Below are 25,071 nucleotides of genomic sequence, written 5' to 3' on the forward strand. Positions count from 1 at the left end.
CGATAATGCACGAACTTCGGTTCAACCCGCTAACAGGTGAGTGGGTAATTATTTCTTCCACAAGAAGTTCCCGCCCGGTACTCCCAGAAGGAAGCTGTCCATTGTGTCCAGGAGTTCTTGAACTGGAAAAAGATTATGATCTTGCTGTTTTCGACAACCGCTATCCCTCCTTACTGCTAAATGCTGAAGAGCCACATACTTACGGTTCCCGGGTATTAAAAACGGAAAAAGCCATTGGAAAGTGCGAAGTAATAATGTACACTTCTGAGCATAACTCGGCAGTATCAAAGCTGAACTTAAAACAGCTTACAAAACTCATCGAGGTCTGGTGCGATAGATACCGCGAACTTTCAAATTTGAACGGGATTAAGTACATCTTCATCTTTGAAAACAGAGGAAAAGAAGTGGGGACAACCTTAAGCCACGCTCATGGCCAACTGTATGCTTTTCCCTTCATCCCTAAAAGGATAAAAGAAAAACTTCATACGATAAAAACGTATTATCTTAAAAATCTTTCCTGTGCTCTATGTGATCTTATAAAAGAAAACTCTCTTGAAAAAAACATCGTTAGAGAAACTGAGTATATGTTAACCGTCGTTCCCCCTTACGCAAGATTCCCCTATGAGGTGCATATATATCCCAAACGTCACGTTTCAGCCATTATTGATCTAACAGCCAGGGAAAAAATAGATCTCGCCGTGGCTATAGGAGACGTGGCAAAGAGGTACGACAAACTCTTCGATGAAGCTTTCCCTTACATGATGACACTGTATAACCCTCCCGTAAACACAGGAGAGATTCACGATGACTATTTCCACTTTCACGTTGAGTTCAATCCACCAAAAAGAACAAAAGACAAGCTGAAATGGATGGCCAGCGTTGAAACTGGTAGCTGGACGTTTATAAATCCATCAGAACCCGAAGAAGTAGCAAAAAAACTCAGAGAGGTGGTGATAGACAATGGGTAATTTCGAATACTATGTTGCCCCTGGGAGAATCAACATAATAGGAGAGCATACTGATTACAACGATGGCTATGTTTTACCCGCTGCGATAAACAAATATATTCAGGTCGGGGTCAGAAAAGCACCAGACAACAAGATAACCGTCAGATCCGCACAGAAAGGAACCTCTGCATTCTCCACAGATTCTATCGAAAAGGCCAATGACTGGTCAGACTATATAAGAGGCGTTTTCTGGATTCTTAAAAAGGAAAAGAACATAGATTTCCCTGGATTGGAACTGGAAATTACCTCGAACATTCCGGAAGGCGCGGGTCTTTCAAGTTCCGCCGCTCTTGAAGTCGCGGTAATAACCGCGCTAAATGGACTGTTGAACCTTGGCCTTACAGATAAGGAAAGGATTATTCTCTGCCAAAAAGCAGAAAACGATTTTGTTGGCGTCCAATGCGGAATAATGGACCAGTTTGCAAGCGTAATGGGAAAAGAAAATAAAGCGATCTTTCTCGATACCTATACGATGGATTACGAATACATCCCTCTTGAGCTAAAAGATTATTCTTTACTTGTAATAGATTCGGGAGTAAGGCATACCCTCTCATCCGGTGACTACAACAAACGAAGAGAAGAAGCAAAGAAGGCTCTTGCAGAGCTTGGGAAAACCAGCTATCGCGATGTGAAACTCGCCGACGTTCTTATGGCACGTTCTAAGATAAGCGAGATAAGTTACAGGAGAGCTATGCACATCGTTTCCGAGAACATGAGGGTTCTCGAAAGTGTGGATATTTTGAAACACTCAAATTTTGAAAACCTTGGCAGACTCTTAATCCAGTCCCATGAATCTCTGGCTTTCGAATACGAGGTATCATGCGAAGAACTCGACTTTATGGTCGAAAAGCTCAGGAATCTTCCCGGCGTTTCAGGGTGCAGGATGATCGGCGCCGGATTCGGTGGTTCTGTCCTCGCAATCTGTGAAAAAACGGCAGTGGACAGCATCATCTCAGAGCTTTCAGAGGTTTATAAAAAAGCATACAATCATGAACCAAAATTTTACGATGTTCTTCCATCTGATGGCGCAAGAAAAGTGGAAAAGCCTATTTTATGAAATTAGGCTTTCAAGTGTTGGGTCGGTCTAGCCGACCCTTTTTGTTTTGAATTGAGGGATTGGGCTTGTTAGTAAAAAACTTGAATTCCAGAGAGCATTTGTGTGACAATAACTACGTCAGGTCAACTCATCTCATCCTTAGGGGGGATTGTATGAAAAAGCTTGGTTCGTTCGGATTAATTCTGCTAATGGGGCTGTCAATCTTTGCACTCAAAATTGGGTTCGTTTATGTTGGCCCTGTAAGCGATGCTGGGTGGTCGTATGCACACGATCAGGGTCGCCAATACCTGGAGAAAATTTTCCCGGGCATCGAAACGATGTATTTCGAGGCCGTGCCTGAAGGTGCGGAGTCTGTGGCAAGAATCAGGCAATTGGCCGCTGACGGTTGTGACATAGTCTTTACAACAAGTTTTGGCTATATGGATCCAACCCTTGAAGTCGCAAAGGACTTTCCCGATACTATCTTCATGCATTGTTCAGGATTCAAAAGAGCCGAAAATGTGGGAACATACTTCGGAAGAATCTACCAGGCTGATTTCCTCGTCGGCATGGTAGCTGGTGCGATGACAAAAACAAACATTATCGGCTATGTTGCCCCGCACCCAATTCCCGAAGTGGTCAGAGGTATAAACGCTTTCACTCTCGGTGTTAGAAAAGTAAATCCGTATGCTGTCGTCAAGGTCGTCTGGGTTAACGCATGGTTCGATCCCGCCACAGAGAAAGAAGCTGCTCTCAGTTTGATAGAAGCTGGTGCAGACGTTGTAGCCCACGGTCAGGACTCTCCCGCTGTGAACCAAACAGCACAGGAACATGGTGTCTGGTCGATAGGTTACAACAATGATATGTCAGCTTTTGCGCCGGAATCTCACCTCACAGCGGCAATCTGGAATTGGGGCCCGCTTTACGAGAAAATAGTGAAAAGTGTTATCGATGGTACGTGGAAAAGCGAAGATCTGTGGCCTGGCCTTGAAATGGGCGTTGTGGACATAGCTCCCATCCATTCTGCTGTACCCCGCCCCATAAGAGCTTTTGTTGAAACCTATAAGAAAAGAATTGCCCTCGGACAATATAAAATATTTGAAGGACCTATAAAGGATCAAAATGGCGAGGTCAGAATACCCGAAGGGGTAGTACCAAGTGACGAAGAGCTTCTCTCCATGTACTGGTTTGTAGAAGGAGTAGAAGGAACATTACCAGAATCACCTGTGGAATAAGTGAAAAGCTATGCGTAAGAGCCTGTTATTACTCTCCATAGTTGCTATCACAACAGCGTTTATCGTTTCCGGAATATATCTGGCAGAAGTGCAAAAAGGCACTTCTGCTGTTTATTCTGAGCTGAAAAACCTATGCGATGAATTCGTCACTGGTATCGAAGGGGATGTTGAAAACATAAAAGAAGTAATTTCTGATTATACCTATAGCTTTTCCTTTTCTTCCAATAAGTTGAGTGAGTTTGTGGCCGGTTTGCAAAACAGAATAGAAGGCCAGGATTTTTACATCGTTTTGAATAGTGGTGACCAGGTTGACGCCTTTGGCTATTACAAACTGGTTCCAGGAAGCTTTTTCCCGCTCGATGAAAGGAAAGAACCGTGGTTCCTAAAAGCCAGAGAGTTTTCAGAAAATGTTTATATCAGTTGTATATACCTTGAAAGAGGGAAACTTTATGTTGATATCTCCTTCGATATTGGAAACATTGAAGGTGTTCTGAGAGTAACCAGGATACCTCTGAACAGTGCAACAAAGTATCTCACCAAAAAAGAACGATACGGCATGGTGTTAACGGATAAGGATTTTGTAGTTATAGCCTCGAACGACTATCAAAAAGGATCAAAAGTACCTGCTCTTGAAAAAGTTTCAGAAGGATTAAACAAATTCGATTCCGGTGATACATGGCTGGTAAAAAAACTGAGCATTTCTGGACAAACGCTGTCTACGGCTTTTTATGTAAACAAGGATATCATTGAATCACAGAAGAAAAAATTAAGGGAACGTTATACCCTTTGGGTGTTGATTTTGATAGCGCTGGAAATGCTATTCTACATATTCATTATTAGAAGGAGATATGTAATAACCATAGAGGAAAAGGAAGAAAGCTCAAAAAGCATTATAGTCCCGATAATCTCTCTTTTTGTCGCCCTTGGAATCATAGCGGTGCTGATCTTGATTTTTGGTGAAAACCCACTTTACGGTATAAGGGAAATGTTTTCATACGCTTTCCTCAGCAGAGCGGGGCTTTCTGAAACGCTCAACAAAGCTGTTCCTATAACGATAGATGCTTTTGGCCTCGCTATTGCTTTCTACGCCGGGCTCTGGAATATAGGGATGGAAGGGCAATTTTACCTTGGGGCCATTGGAGCAGTATGGATATCTGTCTTTCTCATACCCGGTGCACCTGTGTGGATATATTTCATAATCATCCCGCTTTTTTCAATCCTTATGGGAGCTATCTGGGGACTGATTCCAGGGTTCCTGAAGGTAAGATTTGGAGTAAATGAAATTCTATCGACCCTCATGTTCAACTATGTCGCCATAAGAATCGTGGATTATCTTGTTTACGGACCGTGGAAAAGCTCGTCTGTTAGAAACTTCCCGCTTTCAGATCCGATACCAGTTAAACTTCCGAAAATTCCAGGTACAGATGTGCATGTCGGGATATTCCTGCTTCCCGTTATAGCCTTGTTGTTGTGGTTCGTGTTTCAAAAAACAACCTTAGGATTCAAATGGAAAGCGATAAGGCTTAACAACCGGGCTGCCCGTTATGCCGGAATGAACCCCAGACGATTCTTGCTCTTAGCAATGGTCATAAGTGGAGCCTTTGGAGGGCTTTCAGGAGCAATTCATATGATGGGCGCACAATATGTACTTCAATCCCACTTTTCACCAGGCTATGGCTACACAGCTATCATTGTTGCCTGGTTGTCCGGGTTAAATCCCTGTGGAATTATGATTTCCGGACCGCTTCTCGCGGGGCTTTTCGTAGGAAATGCGAGGTTAGAATTATTGATGAAATTTCCTGTGGCAGTTTCCAGTTTCTTCCAGGGAATTGTTCTGCTGACGCTTTTAGTCGGGGGATTCTTGCAGCGTTATCATGTTAAAGTAATCCCCCGCACCGGGAAGGTGAAACAACATGTCTGAACTTCTTTCTATTACAACCGATCTGGCAAAAGCAGCCGTGAGAGCAGGAACTCCATTACTATTCGCGGCCGCCGGCGAGCTATTAACGGAGCGCTCCGGTGTACTCAACCTTGGAATCGAGGGAACCATGTTAATGGGTGCGATAACAGGGTTTGCTGTCGCAGTTCAAACGGGAAACCCTTACTTCGGAATACTCGCAGCAGCAGTAGTTGGAGCTATTTTTGGATACATATATTCTCTTTTTGTGGTAAATATGGGGCTCAATCAGGTTGTTACAGGTCTCGCCTTTATGATGATTGGAACTGGCCTGAGTGGTTATATAGGGAGAGCTTATGTTGGAATAGGTTTGAAAAACTCTCTAAAGCCCATAGAAATCCCATATCTTTCAAAGATTCCGGTTCTCGGAAAAGCCCTTTTTTCCCAAGATATACTCGTTTATTCATCTATAATCCTCATCGCATTACTCCATTACTGGTTATTCAAAACACAGAATGGCCTGCACCTAAGATCCGTAGGAGAATCGCCAGAAACAGCAGATTTCACAGGTATAAACGTTTTCCTTACCAGACAGTTCGCGACTTCATTAGGAGCAACTATAATCGCTGTTGGAGGGGCTTATATTTCCATCGCCTATTCTCCTCTGTGGGTGGAGAATATGACAGCCGGAAGAGGCTGGATAGCTCTCGCTCTGGTCATCTTTGCCGGCTGGAGACCATGGAGGGCTTTGCTGGGTGCATATCTTTTCGGGGGAATCTCCGCATTGCAGTATCGTGCGCAGGTTTTAAATGTGAAGCTTTCCCCCTACATTATGGATATGTTCCCGTACCTGCTTACTGTACTGATAATGATTTTCATATCCTCTGAAGCTGCAAGGCGGAAACTCGGTGCGCCTTCAGCAATTGGAATACCTTACAGGAGAAGATAGTATGCAAATCAAAATGGAGGGTATTGTCAAGAAGTTTGGTTCTGTTGTTGCTAACTCCCAAGTAGACTTTGATGTACTGCCCGGTGAAGTACACTCGCTACTCGGGGAAAACGGTGCAGGAAAAACAACTCTGATGAAGATCCTGTACGGAATACACATTCCGGATGAAGGAAAGATATTCATCAACGGAGAAGAGAGTTTCATACAATCCCCGCGTATTGCTCTTGAAAAAGGTATTGGCATGGTTCAACAGCACTTTTCATTGGTACCATCTTTCAGTGTATTCGAAAACGTTATACTGGGGCTTAAAAGTAGAGAAAAGCTCGATAAATTGAGAAGAGCCGTTGAGGAAATTATTGAAAGGTTTCATCTCGGACTCGATCTGGATACAAAGATCTGGCAGCTCTCGCACGGGGAAAAACAAAAAGTGGAAATCCTTAAGTTTCTGTATCGCGATGTGGACCTACTGATCCTCGATGAACCCACGTCGGCCCTCGCACCATCCGAGGTGTATTCTCTCTTTGACATAATCCGTGAGTTGAAATCAACGGGAAAATCTGTCGTATTCATAACCCACAAATTGGAAGAGGTTTTTACCGTTTCAGACAGAATAACCATTCTTAGAACGGGAAAGAAAATTGCCACTGTGGACGCTACAAGCGTTTCACCCCAGGAAGTCGTCAAGATGATGGTTGGGGAATACACAATCATTGAGAAATTCCCGAAAAACATCGGCAAAGAGATTTTAAGGGTAAGAAACTTCACAGTTATTGGGGATAGGGGGACACCCGCAGTTAGAAATATCTCTTTCGATTTAAGAGCCGGCGAGATTCTCGGGATAGCCGGTGTTGAAGGCAACGGGCAACGCGAGCTTGCAGAAGGGCTCTACGGTTTGCGGACCTACGATGGGGAAATATTTCTCCATGGAAATCACGTGAGAATAAACTCTCCCCAAAAAGCCCTCTCATACGGGATAGGTTATATACCTGAAGATAGATTTGTGACAGGGTTGATACCGGATCTATCGGTTAGTGAAAATATCGTTCTTAAGTCGATAAGTGGCACCCCATTTTCATCAAAAGGGATTATCAACCGGGAGAAAGTCAGGAATTTTTCCGAAAAGGTGGTGAAAAAATACAGGGTATCACTTCCTTCTATATGGGCACCGATAAAGAAACTGTCAGGCGGTAACGCTCAAAAGGTTCTGGCGGGAAGGGAACTGGAGGCTCCGTTGAATCTTTTGATAGCTGTTAACCCCACTAATGGACTTGACGTAGCCTCAACCGAACATATTCATAAATTACTACTGAAAACAAGTCAGAATGGAATCCCTGTCTTACTTATTTCCACCGATCTCGAAGAAATATATAAGATTTCTGATATCATAGTAGTAATGTATAAAGGTAAACTGACAAAAAGGATAGAAGCATTACCTGAAAACCAGGAGCTTATCGGTCAATTAATGGCCGGGGTGAACTTCGAGAAATACCTTTAAAGGAGGGATCTTATGAAAAGGCTCTACAAATCACGAAAAGACAAAGTGATCGACGGAGTTTGTGGCGGGATAGCCGAATATTTTGGAATAGACCCGACAATAATAAGGCTTATCTGGGTACTGCTCCTCTTCGCCCATGGCGCAGGGTTAATCCTTTATCTCATCGCCATGATTATCATTCCGCGAGAACCACTGGGTGCTTCTGCAGAAAATACGGATCAAAGCGCTGAACGTTCGGTTAACACTACCCCGACTTCTTTAGAGGACAAAGAGAATAAAATTGACAAAAATCGATTGTTAATGGCTCTCATTGTGATTGTAATTGGGTTTGTCCTCTTGATGAGTTCTTTCACTACTTTTACAATATTTTCGGTAGTCTTCGGAAAGATTTTCCTTGGTGTCCTGCTCATGGCAGGAGGGGGTTATTTGTTGTACAAGCTGGTTAAAGAAGGGGAGTGAAATCCTTGAAACTAGCCCTTGGATTAATTCTCGTCATTTTAGGCATTTTACTCGTTACTGGAAACCTTACAATGGATTCGTTTCATAACGTGATGTTTAACCTCTCAGACTTTTGGCCAATGATTTTGATCTTCGTCGGTCTGGGAATACTTTCCAGCGTCAAAGGGTTCCACTGGGTAAAATACGTGAATAATATTCTTATCGCTCTATTCGTGTTGTTCCTATTCTTCTGGCCCTCAGGAATCATTGGCGAAGGGGAATTTCAAACCAGCGAACTTCTTCTGGAAAATCCGGAGAATGTGAAAGTTGAAGCGGTTGAGATTTATCTCAAATCTGACGTTCTTACGCTCACTATAAACAACTTATCTGGCGTGGTACAGGAAGACAAGATTGGGGATGTTTGGTATTCCGTATCTTCCGGAACGGTTTTCGACATTCAAAAAAAGTTAAAAGGTGATAGATTTATCATCACCCTGAATGTGCAAAAGAAAGATTTTCTAAGCTTCATAGATAAATCAAAGGTCGTTCTAAACCTTAATCCAGCTTACAAATACATTATTTACACGAAATCCGGCGTGTTCAAAACTGATCTTGATCTTTCCGGTCTTACTATTAAAGAACTGAACATCGAGAGCGGTATTCTGGAATTTTCATTAAATCTCTCTCAGTCCATTTATACGTCTGTAACTCTCAAGGGTGGAGTTATTAAAGGAGAAGTAAACGTCCCCGAAGGTGTAAAGCTGACGCTCAATGCTGGCACTAGTATGAAAAAGATACGTTCCCTCGGGGTACAGGAACATCGTTTTGATTCAAATTATATCTTTGGCTCCATGGAAAGCCCCATCGAAAGTACACTGAAAATTGACGCCGGCATACTGGATCTAGAGGTTTCACGCTGAAGCTATTTTCAATGCTCTATCTACGATCTTTATTGTCATGGGGAGTTTTCCTACGACCTCTCCATCCATTTCTATGAGCGTCTCTTTTTTTCCTTCAATTTTTATAACACGTCCCGTGTTGTGAAGCACGGGATTTACTTTTAAATGTTCTCCTTTGTAAACATCAGGAAAATGACAAAAGAGCTTTAACTTCGGCATCTTGGTTATTCCTACTATATCTATTTTCCCATCAGAAGGATCAGCCAGAGGGCAGATCTTCATGCCTCCACCAAAGTATTTTCCATTTCCAAAAACCATGAAAAACTGCTCTGTATCGAGTTTTCTGCCATCAATCTCAAGGTTCAATGGGTACGTTCATGTTACAAGAAATTCTATGAAGAAAGACATCAAATACGAGAACGTCCCTCTGAATTTAAAACGTAACCTATTAAATCTTGTAGTGACCGCAGCATCAAATCCAGTTCCCACAACGTTAACCGCATAGCGTTTTTGCACACGACCATTAAAATCAGTGAACTCCGTATACAATAAATCACATTCTATAAACTTATTTCCCAATGCATTCTTTACCATATCAGGATAATTATTTGGAATGCCTAGTGTCCTTATGAAATCATTCCCTGTACCAACACCAATTATTCCAACAGGTATATCATGTCCACCTTCAATGAGACCGTTAACAACTTCATTGAGTGTTCCATCTCCACCAACGCTTATAACTCTGTCGTAGCCTTCAGCTTTTTTGGCAATTTTCCAGGCGTGTTCCTGAGATTCAGTAAAGACAACATCGAATTTTCCAAGAATATTTTCTAAAAGCCCTGAAATTTCGTTCTTATAATCGGTAAGACCTTTTCCATTGGAAGCGGTTGGATTAACGATCACCAAAACCTTCACGTTTTCACTCCTTAAACTTTTTCTTCACTTTTCTTTCCTCATTCTTCTAACCATTTCTTGGGCTATGAAAGCCGCAACATCTTCCGCAAATGTTCCAGGTCCAAATCCCGCATCGTAACCGAGTTCTTTGGCAAGTTCGTAAGTTATTCTCGCACCACCCGCAATTAATATTACTTTATCACGAATTCCCTCGGCTTCCAAAAGTTCTACCAATTCGGTCATATTTTTGATGTGTGCATCCTTAGCCGTAACTGTTTGAGATACAAGGAGAGCGTCAGCATTAACCTCTATGGCTTTCGCAACAAACTCTTCATTTGGAACCTGGCTGCCCATGTTGTAAGTTTCAAACATCTGATAGCGCTCCAGACCGTAGTGGCCGGCAAATCCCTTCATATTCATAATAGCATCCAGACCAACTGTATGCGCGTCAGTACCTGTAGTAGCCCCAACAACAACTATTTTCCTGCCAATGTTTTCCTTTATATACTCATCTATTTCCTGCATCGTCATTTTTTTCACGTTTGCCTTTGGAACCTTTATAGCTGTGTAATCAACCGTGTGAACACATTCTCCATAAGCCACAAAGAAAGTGAATCCGTGGGTTAGCTCCTTCCAGTAAACAATCTGCGGGTTTTGGAGTCCCATTTTCTTCATGAGACGTTTTGCAGCCTCAACGGCTTCCTCGCCAGCGGGAACGGGTAGTGTGAAGCTGAGCTGAACTTTTCCATCATTCATTGTATCTCCATAAGGCTTCACCGCTCTGAAGTTAAGGGTCTTATCGAATTCTTTTTTCTCAAGATTGTATCCACTCATTCTTCATCAACCCCCAACATCTTCGGAATAAACGGATTGAAATAATTTTTCCCTTTTTCTACAACTCCATCGAGTCCTTTTCCGCCGGTTTTACTGCGTTTTATATCCGCAAAAATTCCTCTTTCAAGAGCACCGAAAAGACCTATTTCACGAATTTTTTCCAGGAGTTCCGTGGTTTCTTGAAGAACCTGCTGAGCTCTTTTCTGGATTATACCGTCCTTTTTGAAGTATATCTCATCACCGATATTTCGCATGTTATTGAAAATATAGCGAGCGTTCTCAATGGAGAGATACCTATCTGACATGAAAGGAGTGTGTATGGCTTCTGTGAGCATTCCAAGAAGTTGAATCCCCTGATGCGTCCATATGGCGATGACGTTGAATAGAGCGTCTTGTATGTGCCCTCTAAAGATGTTTCCGGTCATATATTTTGTGGGAGGCATATATTTTAACGGCGCTTTTGGGAATATTTCCCTCGCCATCTGAGCCTGGGCAAGCTCGTATAAGAAACCATTTTCCAGTTCGGGATCCATTTCGAAAGCGTGTCCTAATCCCATTTGCTCTTCTGGTATACCAGCAAGCAAGGCTAATTGCTCATTTATAAACTGTGATGCCAGAACCGTGTGAGCTGCTTCATAAGCGTCTGCTGTTGTCAGATAGTTGTCTTCACCGGTATTTATTATGACCCCGGCAAAACCATTGATAACCCTACTGAAAAACTGGTCAACGAGGGTTCGCTGCATGTTTATATCCCTGAAAAGAATCCCGTAAAGAGCATCGTTTAGCATGACATCAAGTCTTTCAAATGCACCCATTGCAGCTATTTCAGGCATACATAAACCCGAGCAATAATTACAGAGGCGAATGTACCTACCAACTTCTTCCGCGACTTCATCAAGTCCTTTCCTCATTATCTGGAAGTTAGCCTGGGTAGCATAAGTCCCACCAAAACCCTCTGTCGTAGGACCATATGGAACATAGTCTAAAAGGCTCTGACCTGTGGATCGAATAACTGCAACTATATCGGCTCCCTGTCTGGCCGCTGCCTGGGCTTGAATAACATCTTCATATATATTGCCGGTAGCTACAATAACATACAGATACGGTTGAGGTCCTTCTCCCAGGCGTTCTATCATCGTTTCCCGGGTCTTTCTGTTGTCTTCTATTTTCTTTATTGCTTTGTCCACATACGGTTCAAGTGCCTCTCTGATCTTGTCTATCGGATGCATTGGCAATTCCGTAATGTTCAATTTGCCTTTAGCGATTTCTTCTGCTATCTCCTGCGGAGTCATTCCCGTTTCGAGTATCGCGTTTCCCATAAACAGACTTATACCCTCAGAAAGCAAGCCCTTTTCCTTTATCTGATTTACCACAACATTCGGTAATGGAACACCAGTATTATCTACACCGTCAATACCTAAAAGTCTGGTAATGGTTCTTTCAACGCTAACCGTGGTATGTTTATCAACAAACTGCTGTACATCAGCAGCGATGTCTTTCGCAAGGTTCCTGGCATATTCAACTTTCTTAAAATCTAGACCAAGCTTACTTTTCATAATCTCAAGCCTCCCTGATCTATTTCATTCATTTATTCAATCTAATGTAACTCTGTTTCTTCGTCTAGTAATTCCCTGGCAGTTTCTATAATGACGGGATCGACTCCCAAAAGAGTTGCCACTTTCAAAGCTTCGCGTGGTACCTGATATTCCCCTTTCACCTTAACAAGTGAATAATCGGTGTATTCCGTAAGTGTTTCTGGTTTGACTTCACCACTAACATCAATATCTTCTCTCAATCCTTTTACCATATAATGGTGTACGTTTTCACCTCTGGAAACTCCATCATAATGCGTGGTAATAACTGTGAAAGATTTCGATGAATTAAATCTTCTCAAAACTGATTTTACAATGGCTTTCCCCTCGTGGGGGTTCGTGTTCCTTGCTAACTCGTCAAAAAGAAATAATCCTCTTTTCCCCACCTTTAAAAATTCTACCGCTGTGTTCAACTGAATCATTTCAGCGGCAAATGAAGATAACCCGTGTTTGAAAGACTGATAATCCCCCGATAAAAAGAAAACCCCATCAACAGGCTTTATTTTTGCCCTCTTCGCCGGAACATAGAAACCAAATTGAAACAACACTTGAGCGACAGCAAGGGAACGCAATAGAACGGTTTTACCAGTCATATTAGCACCGGTTATAAGAGTTACTCCGGGTTGTAGCTGTATATCAACAGGTTGAAATTCTTTTCCCTTTTTCTTCAGTTCATCGCTAACCTGTGGCTCAAACAACCCCACATATTCTGTTACACTATCAGAAACAGTGGGTCTAATGAAACCAAACTTCTCTATGATCTCCAGCTTTGCAAGAGAAAAATCTAAAAATCCAACCTTTTCAAGCGCTTCTTCGAGAAGCTCACGATATTTTGAAAGCCTCTCTGTAAGCATTGTTCGGATGCGATCTTCAATATCTCCTATCCTGTTAATCAAATCGTTAAGTTCCTCGTTTACCTGAACATCATCACCATCTGAAAGTCCCTCTAACTCCCGCTTTCTTTTCCTTAAAGCAGCAAGTTCGACGGAATAAGCATCGTATATGTAAAAACTTTTCATTCCGAACCCTTCAGGATCCAGAAGTCTGATAACTTCCGAAAGCTCTGGAATTTCAATCGACTTCGGCGGGGTAACAAGCAACCTTCGAAGTTCTTCCGCTTCAATACAGAACGCCTTTATTTCAAAAAGTGCGATATCATCGAAGGTTTCACCTGTTCCCAATCTCTTAACCACACCAGAAATATCCCTGAGTTGACACAACCTATGCTTGAGATTATCCTTAAGAGAAAGGTTACAGGCGATGTACCTGGCTATTTCATCAAAAATTCTGAGTTCAGCTTCGATCTTTTCAGGATCGGTGAGATATTCAAGGGACTCAAGATGCTTCCTGCCCATAGGCGTGATTATATCGAGAGCGTTTTTGATATATGTGAAACCAATCTTTTCCGCAAAATCCCTTTCAATCACGTCAAATCACCTTCTTCAACGACATCGATAACCGGTACTCCCAGTTCCTTCTCCAGAAGCCCTACAAGCTCTTCCGAATTGAGCTTGTAGCCCTTTGGAGAAAGAGGATTAACGGTAACCGCCAGAAGATTTACCTGTTTCAAAACAAAGATCCTGCCACCAAGACGGAAATACCTATCCAATGTTTCTGGAGAAACGAAAACCTTTGTGTAATCTCTAACGATGATTTCAGGCATAGTTTTCCACTTTCTCTGAATAATGTTCCGTACAAATTTTTCAGAAAGTGATCCCGTCACGTATATACGTTTTCCCTTTAAAACATCTTCTTCCAGATCCCCTATTCCTAATAGCGTAGTCTTCATGGGAATTTTTTCAAGCTCCCCTTTATCGTCAACGAGCCACAGCGCTTCGATTACGCTGGAAAGTTTTTTCCGCAGTTCTTGGCTAACTTCAGGGAGTTTCATCAAATTAACCTTATGCTTCGTCTTTTTCAGAAGTTCGTATTTATTCAGGGATAATGCTGCTCCCGTTGCAAGAATAACACCGTCCGTTATAAACGGTGAAGAAGAGCTCAGCCTAAAAATCGCCCCATCCACCAATACGGTAGTGGCACCCAACTTTATCATATCTTCTATCACTCGTTTAACCTGGGTAGTTGTCGAAGGACCTGTAAGAATTATTTTCCCCGGTTCTAATGCTTTCGCTAACACAATTCTTCCCAGCGGAGTAAAAATCTCACTAACTTCAAGTATCTCGGCAAGAAATTTTTTCTCTTTGAAATGGCGTTCCGAAGTTGCAAAAAAGTTGCCCTCTCTGAGTATTATTTCAGGTTTTGGCGTCAACGTTACCTGATCGATACTTTCGCCATCCATTCCAATAGAAGTAACCCCAATTTTAGTTGAAGAATCACCGAGGTGCTTAACGATGAAATTAAGCACCTCGGTTTTTCCGGTATTCTTTTCCATTCCAACGATAGCAACGCTATCTAGATCTAGTATTTTTTTAAGGAGATCACGTGTTTTCATCGGTACTCCTTCTTAAAAGAAACTAAGATTCATCCCTGAACATAACCAGCGCTTCGCCATCAACGGCGATTTCTCCGTTGCTTTTGATCACCTGCGTCGACAATCTTATTCTTGATTTCCCGGTTATCTTTTCAAGAACTTCTACCCGAATGGTGATTTCTTCATCAAGATAGACAGGCCGTTTGAATTTTGCATCCTGCTTGAGATATATCGTACCTGGCCCCGGGAAATCTCTTCCAAGAACCGCCGAAACAAGACCGAGGATGAGGATTCCATGGGCAATTCTGCCACCAAAAATCGTACTCCTGGCGTACTCTTCATCGAGGTGAACCGGATTATCATCCCCGGTAATCTTCGCGAATTCTCTAATCATCTCGTCGGTGACCTTTCTTTTCTTCTCAAAAACTTTACCAACTGTTATGTCATCATACTTTCTGGCCACCCTTTCCCCTCCCTTCTTTCCAGCGGAGGATCCGCTCTTTTCTATCAAGATTAGCCGGTTCTATGTTGAGCTGCTTACCGTCAAGAAGGGCTGCAACTCCTTTGAGTTCGTATTTCTTCCTGTATTCAGAATCATCAACGTCGGTATCCGTTTCTTCCGGTTCATGATAGGTGGTTATTACTCCTTCATAGTTTCTGAGAACCACCGTTCTATCCGACTGTGAAACAACGTATTGTGGCATCACCCTGATCTTCCCGCCGCCACCGGGAGCATCAACAACAAAGGTAGGAACACAGAATCCCGATGTATGCCCTATCAACGATTCCATGATCGCTATACCTTTTCTGATAGAAGTTCGGAAATGACCTATTCCCTGGGAAAGATCACACTGGTAAATATAATAAGGCCTGACCCTTATCTTCACAAGCTGGTGAACGAGTTCCATCATTATGTAAGGACTGTCATTGACACCTCTAAGCAAAACGCTCTGGTTACCAAGTGGTATACCTGCATTTGCGAGAGTTTCACAGGCTTTTGCGGATTCAGGTGTAATTTCTTTTGGATGATTAAAATGAGTGTTCAACCAAATAGGATGATATTTTTTAAGCATCTTCACCAGTTCTGGTGTTATTCTTTGTGGAAGAACAACAGGCGTTCTGCTTCCAATCCTTATTATCTCCACATGTGGTATTTTCCTGAGTTCCTTCAATATGTATTCTAAAACAGAATCATCAACGAGCAGAGCGTCCCCACCGGAAAGCAAAACGTCCCTCACCTGCGGAGTTTCTCGAATGTACTCAATGGCTTTATCGATTTCCCTTTTGGTTCTCGGTTTGTCCAGCTGGCCGGCAAATCTCCTTCGGGTACAATGACGGCAATACATAGAACACTGATCGGTTATCAACAGCAGAACACGGTCAGGATATCTGTGAGTTAGGCCAGGAACCGGAGAATCCTCATCTTCGTGCAATGGATCAAGCATGTCCCATCTGTCAACAATGAGTTCCTTTTCAGTAGGAACAGCTTGCCTTCTGATAGGACATTTTGGATTGTCAGGATCCATCAACGTGGCGTAGTAAGGAGTAATAGCCATTCTAAGGGTTTTGAGGCAGTTTTTGATACCTTCTTCTTCTTCCTTGGTTATATTGATCACCTGTTTTAACTGTTCAACTGTGGTGATCCTATTCCGTACCTGCCATCGCCAGTCGTTCCACTCCTTTTCTGTGACATCCTTCCAAAGCGGTATTTTCTTATAGTCTCTCATACGCCCCCTCCGACTTTATGTTTTTTATATAAGTGTATCCCTGCAACAACCCCTCTTCTAAGCATATACGCTTTCAAACAATTCTCTTATTTTCGGTGCTTCTCTGAGAATATTCAAACTGAGTTCTGCATGACCCTTGGTGTAACCATTTCCGATTATCATTGTCACATCTTTGCCGACACCTTCAGCTCCAAGGGCCGCTCTAGTAAATGATGTTGCCATGCTGAAGAAATAAACTATCCCCTCGTCTTTGGTTATAAGAATAGAAGACATTTCTGTGGCTTCAACGTTGACATTGTTTATAACTACATCGCATAAGTTACCATTTGTGAGCTTATTGATTTCTTCAAAAACTTCGACAGGTTTTGTGGCGTCAAGCTGAAGGACGTGATGTGCCAGTCCAAGTTCTTCAATTCTTTTAGCATTTTGTTCGGATTTTTCAATAACAATTACTTTTCCGTCTTTTCCGGCATTTTTCATCGCCTGATAGGCACACAAAACACCAGACTTTCCGCCACCACCAATTATGGCAACGGTCATTCCCGGGTTGACCAGCTTGTTCACCTGTGCTGGTGCTCCAGCAACATCTAAAACCGCAAGGGCAAGTTTTTCCGGGATATCATCTGGAAGTACAGCGTAGATTCCACTCTCGAAAAGAATAGCTTTACCTTCTATATCTACCTGATCAGTATTCAGATTTATAGACTTTATCTTTTCTATTTTGAGTGGTGTGAGTGAAAGGGAAACAAGAGTTGCTACCTTGTCACCAACCTTTAAGCCTCTATCCTTAAGATCGGGGCCAATCTCTCTGACCACTCCAATGAGCATGCCACCAGAACCCGTCACAGGGTTCTGAAGCTTTCCGCGTTCGTTGACTATGTCCAAAATCATCTGCTTGATCTTTTCAGGATCGTTTCCACAAGCTTGTTTCATCTGGGTAAAGCTCGCAGAATCAACATTTAATGTTATGACATCAAGAAGAATTTCGTTGGAGTATATCTCCATAGTGTTGTCTATCTTCCATGCTGCTTGGGGCAACGATCCGACTGGCTCTATCACTCTATGAGTTCCAAAGGGACATCCTTTTTTCACAATTTCTACCTCCTGATACCAAGGATTTCTCTTGCTTCATCCGGGGTAGCGATCTCTCTACCAAGTTCCTTAGCAATCCTCACAATCCTTTCTACTAACTGTGCGTTTGATTTAGCGAGTTCACCCTTTCTGTAATAAATATTGTCTTCAAACCCAACTCGCACGTGTCCTCCCATAGCAATAGCATGAACAGCTAATGGCAGTTCGTAACGTCCGATTCCCGCAACACTCCATGTGGAACCTGGAGGAATACAGTTAACAAGATAAACAAGGTCCTGAATGTTTCCTGGTATAGCACCTGGTACTCCCATCACAAAATCGAAATGCAAAGGAGGTTCCAAAATACCTTTTTTCACCAATCTGAGAGCATTTTCAATCATTCCGCGTTCAAAAACCTCAATCTCAGGCTTTATACCACGTTTTTTCATTTCTAAAGCGAAACGCTCGATATACTCCTCAGGATTAGCGAAAATATCTTTGCCGAAATTGCAAGTTCCTGTTGAAAGCGTTGCCATTTCTGGGTTGAGGTAAAGTGGTTGAATTCTCTCTTCAACGGTGTGCCACACTGCTCCACCCGTAGATGGCTGCACGATGATGTTACATTTAGCTTCTATCTTTTCCTTTATCTCTCTATAAATTTCAAGTGACTGTGTAGGCTTTCCTTCCGGATCGCGTGCATGAACGTGCACAATGGAAGCACCAGAAAGATAACACCTGTACGCTTCTTCAGCTATTTCATCTGGTGTTATTGGAAGATTGGGTTGTTGTTTCTTGGTAACCTCCGCACCAGTCACCGCAGCGGTAATTATAAGCTTTTGCGTATCAACCACCTCGCTTTCGCTGTTTATCAAGCGGAACAACACAGGTTCCGGAAGCTCTACAAACTACTATCGGTTCTTCCAAAACCTCAGCAGCCGAATCGGAAATATCAGGTCTTGCGGTTATCACTTTTCTTGCTTCAAAAACCATTTTTCTCGAGGTCCTTCCAACCTCAACGATTTCTCCAATTGCTTCGATATAATCGCCCGCATAAACGGGAGCAAGAAATTCGATGTTGTCATAAGCTCTGAAAAGTCCCTCATCACCATCATGTCTTATAAGAAGCTCAGTTGCAACATCTCCGAAAAGTTGCAGTATTCTGGCCCCATCCACAAGGTTTCCGCCGTAATGAGCATCGTGTAGACTCATTCTCACTCGAATAATCGCTTTTTCCATTCACATACCCCCTTACTTTAATATTTTCTCAGTATATTTATATTTCAGCAATTACAAAAACAAACGTTTATAGCCAAAAGAATTCAGGAAATACGCTCTAAATGCTTTATGCTCGCTTATAATGTTCCATAATCCGCGCGTTTTTAGGAGGTCAATCAAAACTTTTATTGGGCAAATATTTGTTATATTATCGTTATAAGGTTGGTGGGATAATGAGTGGGTTCACTTATGACGCAATAGCAAAGATATATGATCTGCTTCTTTTTCCTCTCGAAAAATTTGGGATTGAAAAGCTAAGAAGAAGGTTTGTTCCCATGATTGAAGGTTATACTCTGGATCTTGCTGTTGGCACAGGGAACAACATAAAATATTATCCAGAGAGTTCAAAGGTCGTTCTCATAGATGCTTCCAGTAAAATGCTTAAAATTGCAGAGGAAAAAGCAAAAAAACAAGCGAAAAACGTAAACTTAAAATTTGTCCATTCGCGCCTTGAAAATCTACCTTTTCCAGACAACTTTTTCGACACTATCCTATCTATAGATGTTTTTTGTTCAGTTCAAGACCAACAAAAAGCTCTTTTAGAGGTCGAAAGGGTTCTTAAACCCGGCGGAAAGGCTATCTTTGTCGAGCACATGCTCACCGGGAAGCCTCTTAAAGACTTATGGTTATATTTGTTTAACGTAATAACTTATCCCACCGTAGGTTCATCAATGACTCGTAGAACTCTGCAAAACATAGAAAAAAGCGGTCTAGTTATTTTGAAGGTAGAGAACCTTCGGGGATCTTTCAAATATATACTCTGCACGAAAAACTGAACGGAAAAAGGAGCTGTATTTAAGACCTCTTCATTCCCACAAGTATCGTGGCAACGGTAACAACCTTTTCTTCTACCTTTGCTTTGCCTTCAACAGTCACTATCCCCATTCTTTCACGAACCAATTCAACCTCGTAAACGAGCCTATCTCCCGGTTTCACCTCTCTCTTAAATCGGGCTTTCTCAATCCCTATAAAAAGCGGTGTCCCCTGGGCTTCCTTCATAAGCAATACCCCGGCAGCCTGAGCTAGCCCTTCAATTATTAGAACGCCGGGATAAATGGGATAATCCGGAAAATGCCCCTTAAACACTGGATCGTCCTCCCGGATATCCCTGAACGCCACTATTTTTGATTCTTGCTCTTCAATTACACCATCAACAAGTAGAAAAGGATCCCTGTGTGGAAGTACCGACATAACATATTCTTTTCCTCTCAACATAACATCACCTCAAAAAAATAATAGCATTAAAATGTGGATTATGCGCTGTCCAGATTTCGTACGTTCAATATGGAAGTACCGACCGAATATCGAACGTTTTTTTGCTTAAAAAGCATGGCATATTGTTGCTATGAGTTAAGAGCACTCACAAAAACGAGTTGCAGAGATTATGGAGGGGATCAAAATGTCAATAAATGTTATTGGAACAGGGGCGTATTTACCGCCCAAAGTTGTTACGAACCAGGAATTAGCCACAATGCTAGACATTTCTCCAGAGTGGATTGAACGCCGAACGGGCATCAAAGAAAGACGATTTGCAACTGAAGATACTCTGCTATCTATGGCTGTAAAAGCATCTCTGAAAGCTCTCGAGAATTTTGATAAAAATGTTGATTTTATTGTTGCTCATTCATCTTCTGTGGAGGAAAGCTTCCCATCGCTCTCTTCCTCAATTGCCAAAGAATTGGGTATAAAACCCAAGCTTGCTTTCGATCTGGTTTCAGGATGCACTGGTTTTCTTCAAGCACTTTTAACAGCATCTTCTGCAATGGAACAATTCAATCTGAACACAGCTTTAGTTGTCGCTTCAGAACATCTAAGCAAACATCTCGATTTTTCCGATAGAGATACCGCTATCATCTTTGGTGATGGTGCCGGGGCCCTTCTCTTGGAAAAATCCACTGGTAACGACTTTATTATCGGCTACGATCTTGGAACCATGGTGGAAAGGAAAGACAGTCTTTCATTGAAAGCTGGAACAACAAGCAAGATCAAAATGCGAGGTACCGAAGTATTTCGTTTTGCCGTTCGTGCACTAACACGTTCCATAGAGAACTCACTCAAAAAGGCCGGAATCGGTCCGGAAGAGCTGGATTTCATCATACCACACCAGTCAAATTCAAGAATTTTGGAATCCGCAAACAAAATTCTACAAATTCCTGAAGAGAAGATCATTTCACATCTAACGTATTACGGTAATACCGGGTCGGCTTCTATTCCGATAGCAATAGATCTTGCTACAAGAGAAGGAAAATTACAGCAGGGTCAAAAAATACTCTTCACCAGTTACGGTGCTGGTTTATCATGGACAAGTTTGCTGGTTGAGTGGAGAACCGGGAAGGAGGAATGGAGTTGCATCTTAGAAACAGTATTTCAAGGTTACTAGGGATAAAATATCCAATTCTACAGGGAGGAATGGCCTGGGTTTCTACGGCGGAGCTGGTCTCCGCTGTCTCGAATGCTGGTGGTCTTGGAATAATAGCGGCAGGAAACTTAACTCCAGAAGAACTTGAAAAAGAGATTAAAAGAACTCGAGAAATGACGGATAAACCTTTCGGGGTCAACATAATGTTGTTGTCTCCTCACGTTGATTCTCTCATAGAAGTTGTATGTCAACAAAAAATACCTGTTGTTACCACAGGAGCAGGCAATCCCGGAAAATACATGGACACATTTAAGAACGCCGGTATAAAAGTTATTCCCGTGGTAGCTTCACCTTCTCTCGCAAAAAGGATGGAAAACCTTGGTGCCGATGCAGTCATAGCTGAGGGGATGGAAGCAGGTGGACATGTGGGAAAATTAACAACAATGGTTCTCATTCCACAGGTTGTGGATGCTGTTTCTATCCCGGTCATCGCTGCTGGAGGAATAGCTGACGGCCGTGGTGTTGCGGCAGCTTTCTGTCTCGGAGCTTCAGGAGTACAGATTGGAACACGCTTTGTTTGTTCACAAGAATGTACAGTCCACACTGAATACAAAAAAAGAATAGTAAAAGCAGGGCCTATGGATAGCGTTCTAACGGGTCTCAGTACCGGTCACCCGGTAAGATCTCTGAGAAACAAACTCACAAGAAAGCTTCTACAAATAGAAAAAAACGGAGCCTCTTTCGAGGAAATCGAAAAGTTGACCCTCGGATCACTTCGTAGGGCGGTTGTGGAAGGAGATATAGCTGAAGGTTCCGTGATGGCAGGTCAGATAGCCGGAATGATAAAGGATATAAAACCCGTAAAAGAAATCATCACTGATTTAATTGAAGAAGCCAATAACGTACTTGCCAGTCTCCACGGAGGTGTAACCGCATGAATGCATGGATATTCGCAGGTCAGGGAAGCCAATACGTTGGAATGGGAAAGGAGCTCTACAAACGCTATCAAACAGCAAAGAATATTCTGGAACAAGCAAACGATATTCTCGGTTTCGACATATTGAAACTCATGTTTGAAGGACCTCAGGATCAACTCACGTTGACCGAAAATGCTCAACCTGCCATTTTAGCCCATAGTTTCGCAATAGCTCAGGTTCTTGAAGAAATGGGAGTAAAATGTAACATAACAGCCGGCTTTAGCCTTGGTGAAATCACCGCCCTGACTGTTTCTGGAGTACTTTCATACGAAGATGCTCTTAAGCTAGCTCACTTGAGAGGAAAAGCGATGCAGTCACAGGTACCGGAAGGTGTCGGAAGCATGGCTGCGGTAATTGGCGTAGACAGCAAAAAAGCCGAGGAGATCTGCAATGAAATCTCTCCGGAAGGTGATCTCGTGGTAGCCAATTACAACTGCCCGGGCCAGGTAACCATTTCGGGTCTTAAAGAACTTGTTGAAAAAGCAGTGGAAAGGTTCAAAAATGAGGGCGCAAGAAAAGTGGTTCCGCTCAGAGTCAGCGCCCCTTTCCACACAAAATTTCTAAAACCTGTTGGAGATACCCTTTTAGACTTTCTCAACACTATCAACGTTTCCGTTCCAAAAATCCCGGTCATCTCGAATGTAACCACTGAACCCTATCCAGATGATACGAAAAAAATCAAAGAACTGGTTGCTTTACAGGCTTACAGCCCTGTGAAATGGGAACAATCCATCAATACAATGCTCGGAATGGGTGTGGAAAAATTCATTGAAATCGGTCCCGGTAAAACTCTCACCGGATTTATGAGAAGAATCAACAGAAACAGTTTTGCAAAATCCACTGATGGAACTGACTTAGAAGAATTGGCCAGAGAACTGGCGGATACATAAGTTTAGCAGTAATGTTTTACATATCACAGTTCAGATGTACACAACAGATAGTGGATAGCCCCATAAAATCATAAAACTTCTTAAGAAAGGAGCTGAAAAAAATGGAAGAAAAAGTAATTTCTGTTATTGCGGAGCACCTTGGAGTTGACAAGGAGGAGGTCAAACTGGATTCAAGGTTCGTGGAAGATCTCGGTGCTGACTCCCTGGATCTTGTCGATCTCGTCATGAAACTTGAGGATGAATTCGGCGTACAGATAAGCGATGAAGAGGCAGGAGCACTGAAAACCGTCAAAGACGCCGTTGAGTACCTGAAAAAACTGGGGGTGGAATAAATAAAATGGGGAGAAGAGTTGTAGTTACCGGGCTAGGCATCGTTAGCCCGATCGGAAACAACGTACCGGAATTCTGGAACTCTCTGGAGAACGGCATTTCCGGGATAGATTGGGTTAAAGCCTTTGATGCATCAGAATATCATTCAAAAGTAGCCGGAGAAGTTAAGAACTTTGATCCTACCCAATACATGGATCGCAAAGAAGCCAGACGAACCTCCAGATTCATTCAACTTGCGGTGGCAAGCGCTACGCAGGCTATTGAAGACAGTGGATTAAATCCTGATGAAATCCCACCATATCGCTCCGGGGTTGTTTATGGCGTTGGTATGGGGGCTCTTGACCTGATCGAAGAGCAACACAAAGTATTGTTGAACAAAGGGCCAAGAAGAGTGAGTCCATTCTTCATACCAATGACTATTTCAAATATGGCCTCAGGAACCCTCGCAATAAAATTTGGCTTCAAAGGGGTTAATATAACGGTTACCACTGCCTGCGCATCAAGTACCAACGCTATTGGTGAAGCCTACAGAATGATTCGAGACGGCATACTGGATGTAGCACTGACGGGAGGTGCGGAATCCACGATCACTCCTCTTGCATTTGCAGGATTTGGCTCAATGACCGCACTTTCTACCAAACCACCCGACGAAGCATGCCGACCATTTGATGCTAATCGCGATGGTTTTATCATAGCAGAAGGCTCAGCAACGCTTGTACTCGAAGAATACGAACACGCCAAAAAAAGAGGTGCAAAAATCTACGCAGAGATAGCTGGTTATGGTGCCACAGATGATGCCAATCACATGACAGCTCCAGATTTGGAGGGTACTTCAGCGGCTATGGCTATGAGACTCGCACTTGAAAGTGCGAAAGTGAATCCTGAAGAAGTAGACTACATAAACGCTCATGGAACCTCAACTCCATTAAACGATAAAACAGAAACCAGAGCAATCAAAAAGGTCTTTGGGAAGAGAAAAGATCTCAATATAAGTTCTACAAAGTCCATGCATGGCCATGCTCTGGGTGCCGCCGGAGCGCTTGAGGCAGTAGCGACGGTACTCGCCATAATAAATGAAACCGTTCCACCTACCATAAACCTAAAAACCCCGGATCCGGAATGTGATTTAAACTATACCCCAAATACCGCTGTTAAAAAGAAAATACGCTGTGCTCTGAGTAACTCATTTGGATTTGGTGGGCATAACGCTTCAGTACTCTTCAAAAGGATCTGAAAAGGCTGACCGGAATTCTCCGGTCGGTCTCTTTTTATTCCTAAAGAATCCTCTCATTCTTTCCTTTCGTCAAGGCAAGTACTCAATGAAATGGTTTCTTGATAACAGCTCTCAAAGTACGTATCTTCCTGAAAGCGAAATATACTATAATTGAGTTAACCACTAAATAAAGGAGGGGATTTCATGGGAGAAAAACTTCCAATAAAGACTGTCATGGCTATTATTGTCGATAACAGAAAAAATGTTGCCGAGAAGGTACAAAAACTATTAACAGGTTGGGGATGCCTGATTAAAACCAGACTTGGTTTACACGACGGGGTTCTGGATAATTGCTCTGACGTAGGTTTAATTATTCTCGAACTGGTTGGAAATTCCGAGCAGCATGAGGAACTCTGTAGAAAGCTCAACCTCCTCGATGGTGTCTCTGCAAAATATATGGATCTGTCATTTGAAGAAAATAGGTAAAGTTTGAGAACAGGTCTAATAGCATTGTTGTACCTC

Annotated in this window: 27 protein-coding genes; 15 read left to right on the forward strand and 12 right to left on the reverse strand. The window is 42.6% G+C overall.

Annotated features, from left to right (window positions below; all coding sequences use genetic code 11):
* The first annotated feature begins 5 nt into the window (after positions 1–5).
* From galT to KOLE_RS04825, 8 genes are all read left to right on the forward strand, one after another.
* Positions 6–968: a galactose-1-phosphate uridylyltransferase gene (gene galT / locus KOLE_RS04790; protein ID WP_015868320.1), complete on the forward strand. Its 963-nt coding sequence runs from the start codon at positions 6–8 to the stop codon at positions 966–968.
* Positions 961–2,064, forward strand: coding sequence for a galactokinase (locus tag KOLE_RS04795; RefSeq protein WP_015868321.1), 1,104 nt, complete (start codon positions 961–963; stop codon positions 2,062–2,064). Before galT ends, KOLE_RS04795 begins: the two co-directional genes overlap by 8 nt.
* A gap of 152 nt (positions 2,065–2,216) precedes the next feature.
* Complete coding sequence (locus tag KOLE_RS04800; RefSeq protein ID WP_015868322.1) at positions 2,217–3,278, forward strand: BMP family ABC transporter substrate-binding protein; 1,062 nt, start codon at positions 2,217–2,219, stop codon at positions 3,276–3,278.
* A 10-nt stretch (positions 3,279–3,288) separates the two neighbouring features.
* Positions 3,289–5,199: an ABC transporter permease gene (locus KOLE_RS11115; protein ID WP_015868323.1), complete on the forward strand. Its 1,911-nt coding sequence runs from the start codon at positions 3,289–3,291 to the stop codon at positions 5,197–5,199.
* Entirely contained in the window at positions 5,192–6,124 is a 933-nt protein-coding gene (locus tag KOLE_RS04810; RefSeq protein ID WP_015868324.1) for an ABC transporter permease, read from the forward strand. Before KOLE_RS11115 ends, KOLE_RS04810 begins: the two co-directional genes overlap by 8 nt.
* A 1-nt stretch (position 6,125) precedes the next feature.
* Positions 6,126–7,619, forward strand: a complete 1,494-nt coding sequence (locus tag KOLE_RS04815; RefSeq protein ID WP_015868325.1) for an ABC transporter ATP-binding protein — start codon at positions 6,126–6,128, stop codon at positions 7,617–7,619.
* Between the two features lie 12 nt (positions 7,620–7,631).
* Positions 7,632–8,078, forward strand: a complete 447-nt coding sequence (locus tag KOLE_RS04820) for a PspC domain-containing protein (protein WP_015868326.1) — start codon at positions 7,632–7,634, stop codon at positions 8,076–8,078.
* 5 nt (positions 8,079–8,083) lie between these two features.
* A complete protein-coding gene (locus tag KOLE_RS04825) occupies positions 8,084–8,977 on the forward strand; it encodes a hypothetical protein (RefSeq protein WP_015868327.1) in 894 nt (297 codons plus the stop codon).
* Here KOLE_RS04825 and KOLE_RS11735 read toward each other — a convergent pair.
* The 11 genes from KOLE_RS11735 to kal are packed head-to-tail and all read right to left on the reverse strand — an operon-like array spanning position 8,969 to position 18,741.
* Complete coding sequence (locus KOLE_RS11735) at positions 8,969–9,322, reverse strand: diacylglycerol/lipid kinase family protein (protein WP_049753247.1); 354 nt, start codon at positions 9,320–9,322, stop codon at positions 8,969–8,971. The genes KOLE_RS04825 and KOLE_RS11735 overlap by 9 nt on opposite strands.
* A gap of 9 nt (positions 9,323–9,331) precedes the next feature.
* The gene (locus KOLE_RS11740) at positions 9,332–9,871 is read right to left on the reverse strand and encodes a diacylglycerol/lipid kinase family protein (RefSeq protein ID WP_049753248.1); all 540 of its coding nucleotides are present in this window, start codon (positions 9,869–9,871) and stop codon (positions 9,332–9,334) included.
* 24 nt (positions 9,872–9,895) lie between these two features.
* The gene (gene kamE, locus KOLE_RS04835; protein WP_015868328.1) at positions 9,896–10,684 is read right to left on the reverse strand and encodes a lysine 5,6-aminomutase subunit beta; all 789 of its coding nucleotides are present in this window, start codon (positions 10,682–10,684) and stop codon (positions 9,896–9,898) included.
* Positions 10,681–12,240 carry a lysine 5,6-aminomutase subunit alpha gene (gene kamD, locus KOLE_RS04840; RefSeq protein WP_015868329.1) on the reverse strand — a complete coding sequence of 520 codons (1,560 nt, stop codon included), beginning with the start codon at positions 12,238–12,240 and terminating at the stop codon, positions 10,681–10,683. Before kamD ends, kamE begins: the two co-directional genes overlap by 4 nt.
* 41 nt (positions 12,241–12,281) lie before the next feature.
* Complete coding sequence (gene kamC, locus KOLE_RS04845) at positions 12,282–13,703, reverse strand: lysine 5,6-aminomutase reactivase ATPase KamC (RefSeq protein ID WP_015868330.1); 1,422 nt, start codon at positions 13,701–13,703, stop codon at positions 12,282–12,284.
* Positions 13,700–14,728, reverse strand: a complete 1,029-nt coding sequence (kamB, locus tag KOLE_RS04850) for a lysine 5,6-aminomutase reactivase subunit KamB (RefSeq protein WP_015868331.1) — start codon at positions 14,726–14,728, stop codon at positions 13,700–13,702. The genes kamC and kamB overlap by 4 nt, the downstream gene beginning before the upstream one ends.
* A gap of 22 nt (positions 14,729–14,750) precedes the next feature.
* Positions 14,751–15,170, reverse strand: a complete 420-nt coding sequence (locus KOLE_RS04855) for a MaoC family dehydratase (RefSeq protein WP_015868332.1) — start codon at positions 15,168–15,170, stop codon at positions 14,751–14,753.
* Positions 15,154–16,434 carry a lysine 2,3-aminomutase gene (gene kamA, locus KOLE_RS04860; protein WP_015868333.1) on the reverse strand — a complete coding sequence of 427 codons (1,281 nt, stop codon included), beginning with the start codon at positions 16,432–16,434 and terminating at the stop codon, positions 15,154–15,156. Before kamA ends, KOLE_RS04855 begins: the two co-directional genes overlap by 17 nt.
* 57 nt (positions 16,435–16,491) lie before the next feature.
* Positions 16,492–17,526 carry an L-erythro-3,5-diaminohexanoate dehydrogenase gene (kdd, locus tag KOLE_RS04865; RefSeq protein WP_015868334.1) on the reverse strand — a complete coding sequence of 345 codons (1,035 nt, stop codon included), beginning with the start codon at positions 17,524–17,526 and terminating at the stop codon, positions 16,492–16,494.
* A gap of 5 nt (positions 17,527–17,531) precedes the next feature.
* Positions 17,532–18,377: a 3-keto-5-aminohexanoate cleavage enzyme gene (gene kce / locus KOLE_RS04870; protein ID WP_235599712.1), complete on the reverse strand. Its 846-nt coding sequence runs from the start codon at positions 18,375–18,377 to the stop codon at positions 17,532–17,534.
* Positions 18,349–18,741, reverse strand: coding sequence for a 3-aminobutyryl-CoA ammonia lyase (kal, locus tag KOLE_RS04875; RefSeq protein ID WP_015868336.1), 393 nt, complete (start codon positions 18,739–18,741; stop codon positions 18,349–18,351). Before kal ends, kce begins: the two co-directional genes overlap by 29 nt.
* 212 nt (positions 18,742–18,953) lie before the next feature.
* Here kal and KOLE_RS04880 point away from each other — a divergent pair, with 212 nt between their 5' ends.
* Positions 18,954–19,556, forward strand: coding sequence for a class I SAM-dependent methyltransferase (locus KOLE_RS04880; protein ID WP_015868337.1), 603 nt, complete (start codon positions 18,954–18,956; stop codon positions 19,554–19,556).
* Positions 19,557–19,575: 19 nt separating this feature from the next.
* Here KOLE_RS04880 and fabZ read toward each other — a convergent pair whose 3' ends face one another.
* A complete protein-coding gene (fabZ, locus tag KOLE_RS04885; RefSeq protein ID WP_015868338.1) occupies positions 19,576–19,995 on the reverse strand; it encodes a 3-hydroxyacyl-ACP dehydratase FabZ in 420 nt (139 codons plus the stop codon).
* Between the two features lie 184 nt (positions 19,996–20,179).
* Between fabZ and KOLE_RS11350 the strand changes: the two genes are divergently transcribed.
* The 6 genes from KOLE_RS11350 (at position 20,180) to KOLE_RS04915 (ending at position 25,035) form a co-directional block, all read left to right on the forward strand.
* A complete protein-coding gene (locus KOLE_RS11350; protein ID WP_015868339.1) occupies positions 20,180–21,160 on the forward strand; it encodes a 3-oxoacyl-ACP synthase III family protein in 981 nt (326 codons plus the stop codon).
* Positions 21,121–22,077: an enoyl-[acyl-carrier-protein] reductase FabK gene (fabK, locus tag KOLE_RS04895; RefSeq protein WP_041288660.1), complete on the forward strand. Its 957-nt coding sequence runs from the start codon at positions 21,121–21,123 to the stop codon at positions 22,075–22,077. The genes KOLE_RS11350 and fabK overlap by 40 nt, the downstream gene beginning before the upstream one ends.
* Entirely contained in the window at positions 22,074–23,006 is a 933-nt protein-coding gene (gene fabD, locus KOLE_RS04900) for an ACP S-malonyltransferase (protein WP_015868341.1), read from the forward strand. The genes fabK and fabD overlap by 4 nt, the downstream gene beginning before the upstream one ends.
* Positions 23,007–23,107: 101 nt before the next feature.
* Entirely contained in the window at positions 23,108–23,338 is a 231-nt protein-coding gene (gene acpP, locus KOLE_RS04905; RefSeq protein WP_015868342.1) for an acyl carrier protein, read from the forward strand.
* Between the two features lie 5 nt (positions 23,339–23,343).
* A complete protein-coding gene (gene fabF, locus KOLE_RS04910; RefSeq protein ID WP_015868343.1) occupies positions 23,344–24,570 on the forward strand; it encodes a beta-ketoacyl-ACP synthase II in 1,227 nt (408 codons plus the stop codon).
* Positions 24,571–24,753: 183 nt separating this feature from the next.
* Positions 24,754–25,035 (forward strand): CPF_0552 family protein, encoded by a 282-nt coding sequence (locus KOLE_RS04915; RefSeq protein WP_015868344.1) that lies wholly within the window; start codon positions 24,754–24,756, stop codon positions 25,033–25,035.
* Positions 25,036–25,071 lie beyond the last annotated feature (36 nt).

Source organism: Kosmotoga olearia TBF 19.5.1, assembly GCF_000023325.1.
Taxonomy (GTDB): domain Bacteria; phylum Thermotogota; class Thermotogae; order Petrotogales; family Kosmotogaceae; genus Kosmotoga; species Kosmotoga olearia.

What these genes read in the sequence shown, in the direction of transcription:
- fabZ (WP_015868338.1), bottom strand. Translation starts at nt 19,995, where the DNA reads ATGTTGAGAGGAAAAGAATATGTTATGTCGGTACTTCCACACAGGGAT.
- fabF (WP_015868343.1), top strand. Translation starts at nt 23,344, where the DNA reads ATGGGGAGAAGAGTTGTAGTTACCGGGCTAGGCATCGTTAGCCCGATC.
- KOLE_RS04815 (WP_015868325.1), top strand. Translation starts at nt 6,126, where the DNA reads ATGCAAATCAAAATGGAGGGTATTGTCAAGAAGTTTGGTTCTGTTGTT.
- KOLE_RS04820 (WP_015868326.1), top strand. Translation starts at nt 7,632, where the DNA reads ATGAAAAGGCTCTACAAATCACGAAAAGACAAAGTGATCGACGGAGTT.
- kamE (WP_015868328.1), bottom strand. Translation starts at nt 10,684, where the DNA reads ATGAGTGGATACAATCTTGAGAAAAAAGAATTCGATAAGACCCTTAAC.
- KOLE_RS04795 (WP_015868321.1), top strand. Translation starts at nt 961, where the DNA reads ATGGGTAATTTCGAATACTATGTTGCCCCTGGGAGAATCAACATAATA.
- KOLE_RS04915 (WP_015868344.1), top strand. Translation starts at nt 24,754, where the DNA reads ATGGGAGAAAAACTTCCAATAAAGACTGTCATGGCTATTATTGTCGAT.
- KOLE_RS04880 (WP_015868337.1), top strand. Translation starts at nt 18,954, where the DNA reads ATGAGTGGGTTCACTTATGACGCAATAGCAAAGATATATGATCTGCTT.
- KOLE_RS11350 (WP_015868339.1), top strand. Translation starts at nt 20,180, where the DNA reads ATGTCAATAAATGTTATTGGAACAGGGGCGTATTTACCGCCCAAAGTT.
- kamB (WP_015868331.1), bottom strand. Translation starts at nt 14,728, where the DNA reads ATGAAAACACGTGATCTCCTTAAAAAAATACTAGATCTAGATAGCGTT.
- kamD (WP_015868329.1), bottom strand. Translation starts at nt 12,240, where the DNA reads ATGAAAAGTAAGCTTGGTCTAGATTTTAAGAAAGTTGAATATGCCAGG.
- kal (WP_015868336.1), bottom strand. Translation starts at nt 18,741, where the DNA reads ATGGAAAAAGCGATTATTCGAGTGAGAATGAGTCTACACGATGCTCAT.
- acpP (WP_015868342.1), top strand. Translation starts at nt 23,108, where the DNA reads ATGGAAGAAAAAGTAATTTCTGTTATTGCGGAGCACCTTGGAGTTGAC.
- fabD (WP_015868341.1), top strand. Translation starts at nt 22,074, where the DNA reads ATGAATGCATGGATATTCGCAGGTCAGGGAAGCCAATACGTTGGAATG.
- KOLE_RS11115 (WP_015868323.1), top strand. Translation starts at nt 3,289, where the DNA reads ATGCGTAAGAGCCTGTTATTACTCTCCATAGTTGCTATCACAACAGCG.
- KOLE_RS04800 (WP_015868322.1), top strand. Translation starts at nt 2,217, where the DNA reads ATGAAAAAGCTTGGTTCGTTCGGATTAATTCTGCTAATGGGGCTGTCA.
- fabK (WP_041288660.1), top strand. Translation starts at nt 21,121, where the DNA reads ATGGAGTTGCATCTTAGAAACAGTATTTCAAGGTTACTAGGGATAAAA.
- KOLE_RS04810 (WP_015868324.1), top strand. Translation starts at nt 5,192, where the DNA reads ATGTCTGAACTTCTTTCTATTACAACCGATCTGGCAAAAGCAGCCGTG.
- galT (WP_015868320.1), top strand. Translation starts at nt 6, where the DNA reads ATGCACGAACTTCGGTTCAACCCGCTAACAGGTGAGTGGGTAATTATT.
- kamA (WP_015868333.1), bottom strand. Translation starts at nt 16,434, where the DNA reads ATGAGAGACTATAAGAAAATACCGCTTTGGAAGGATGTCACAGAAAAG.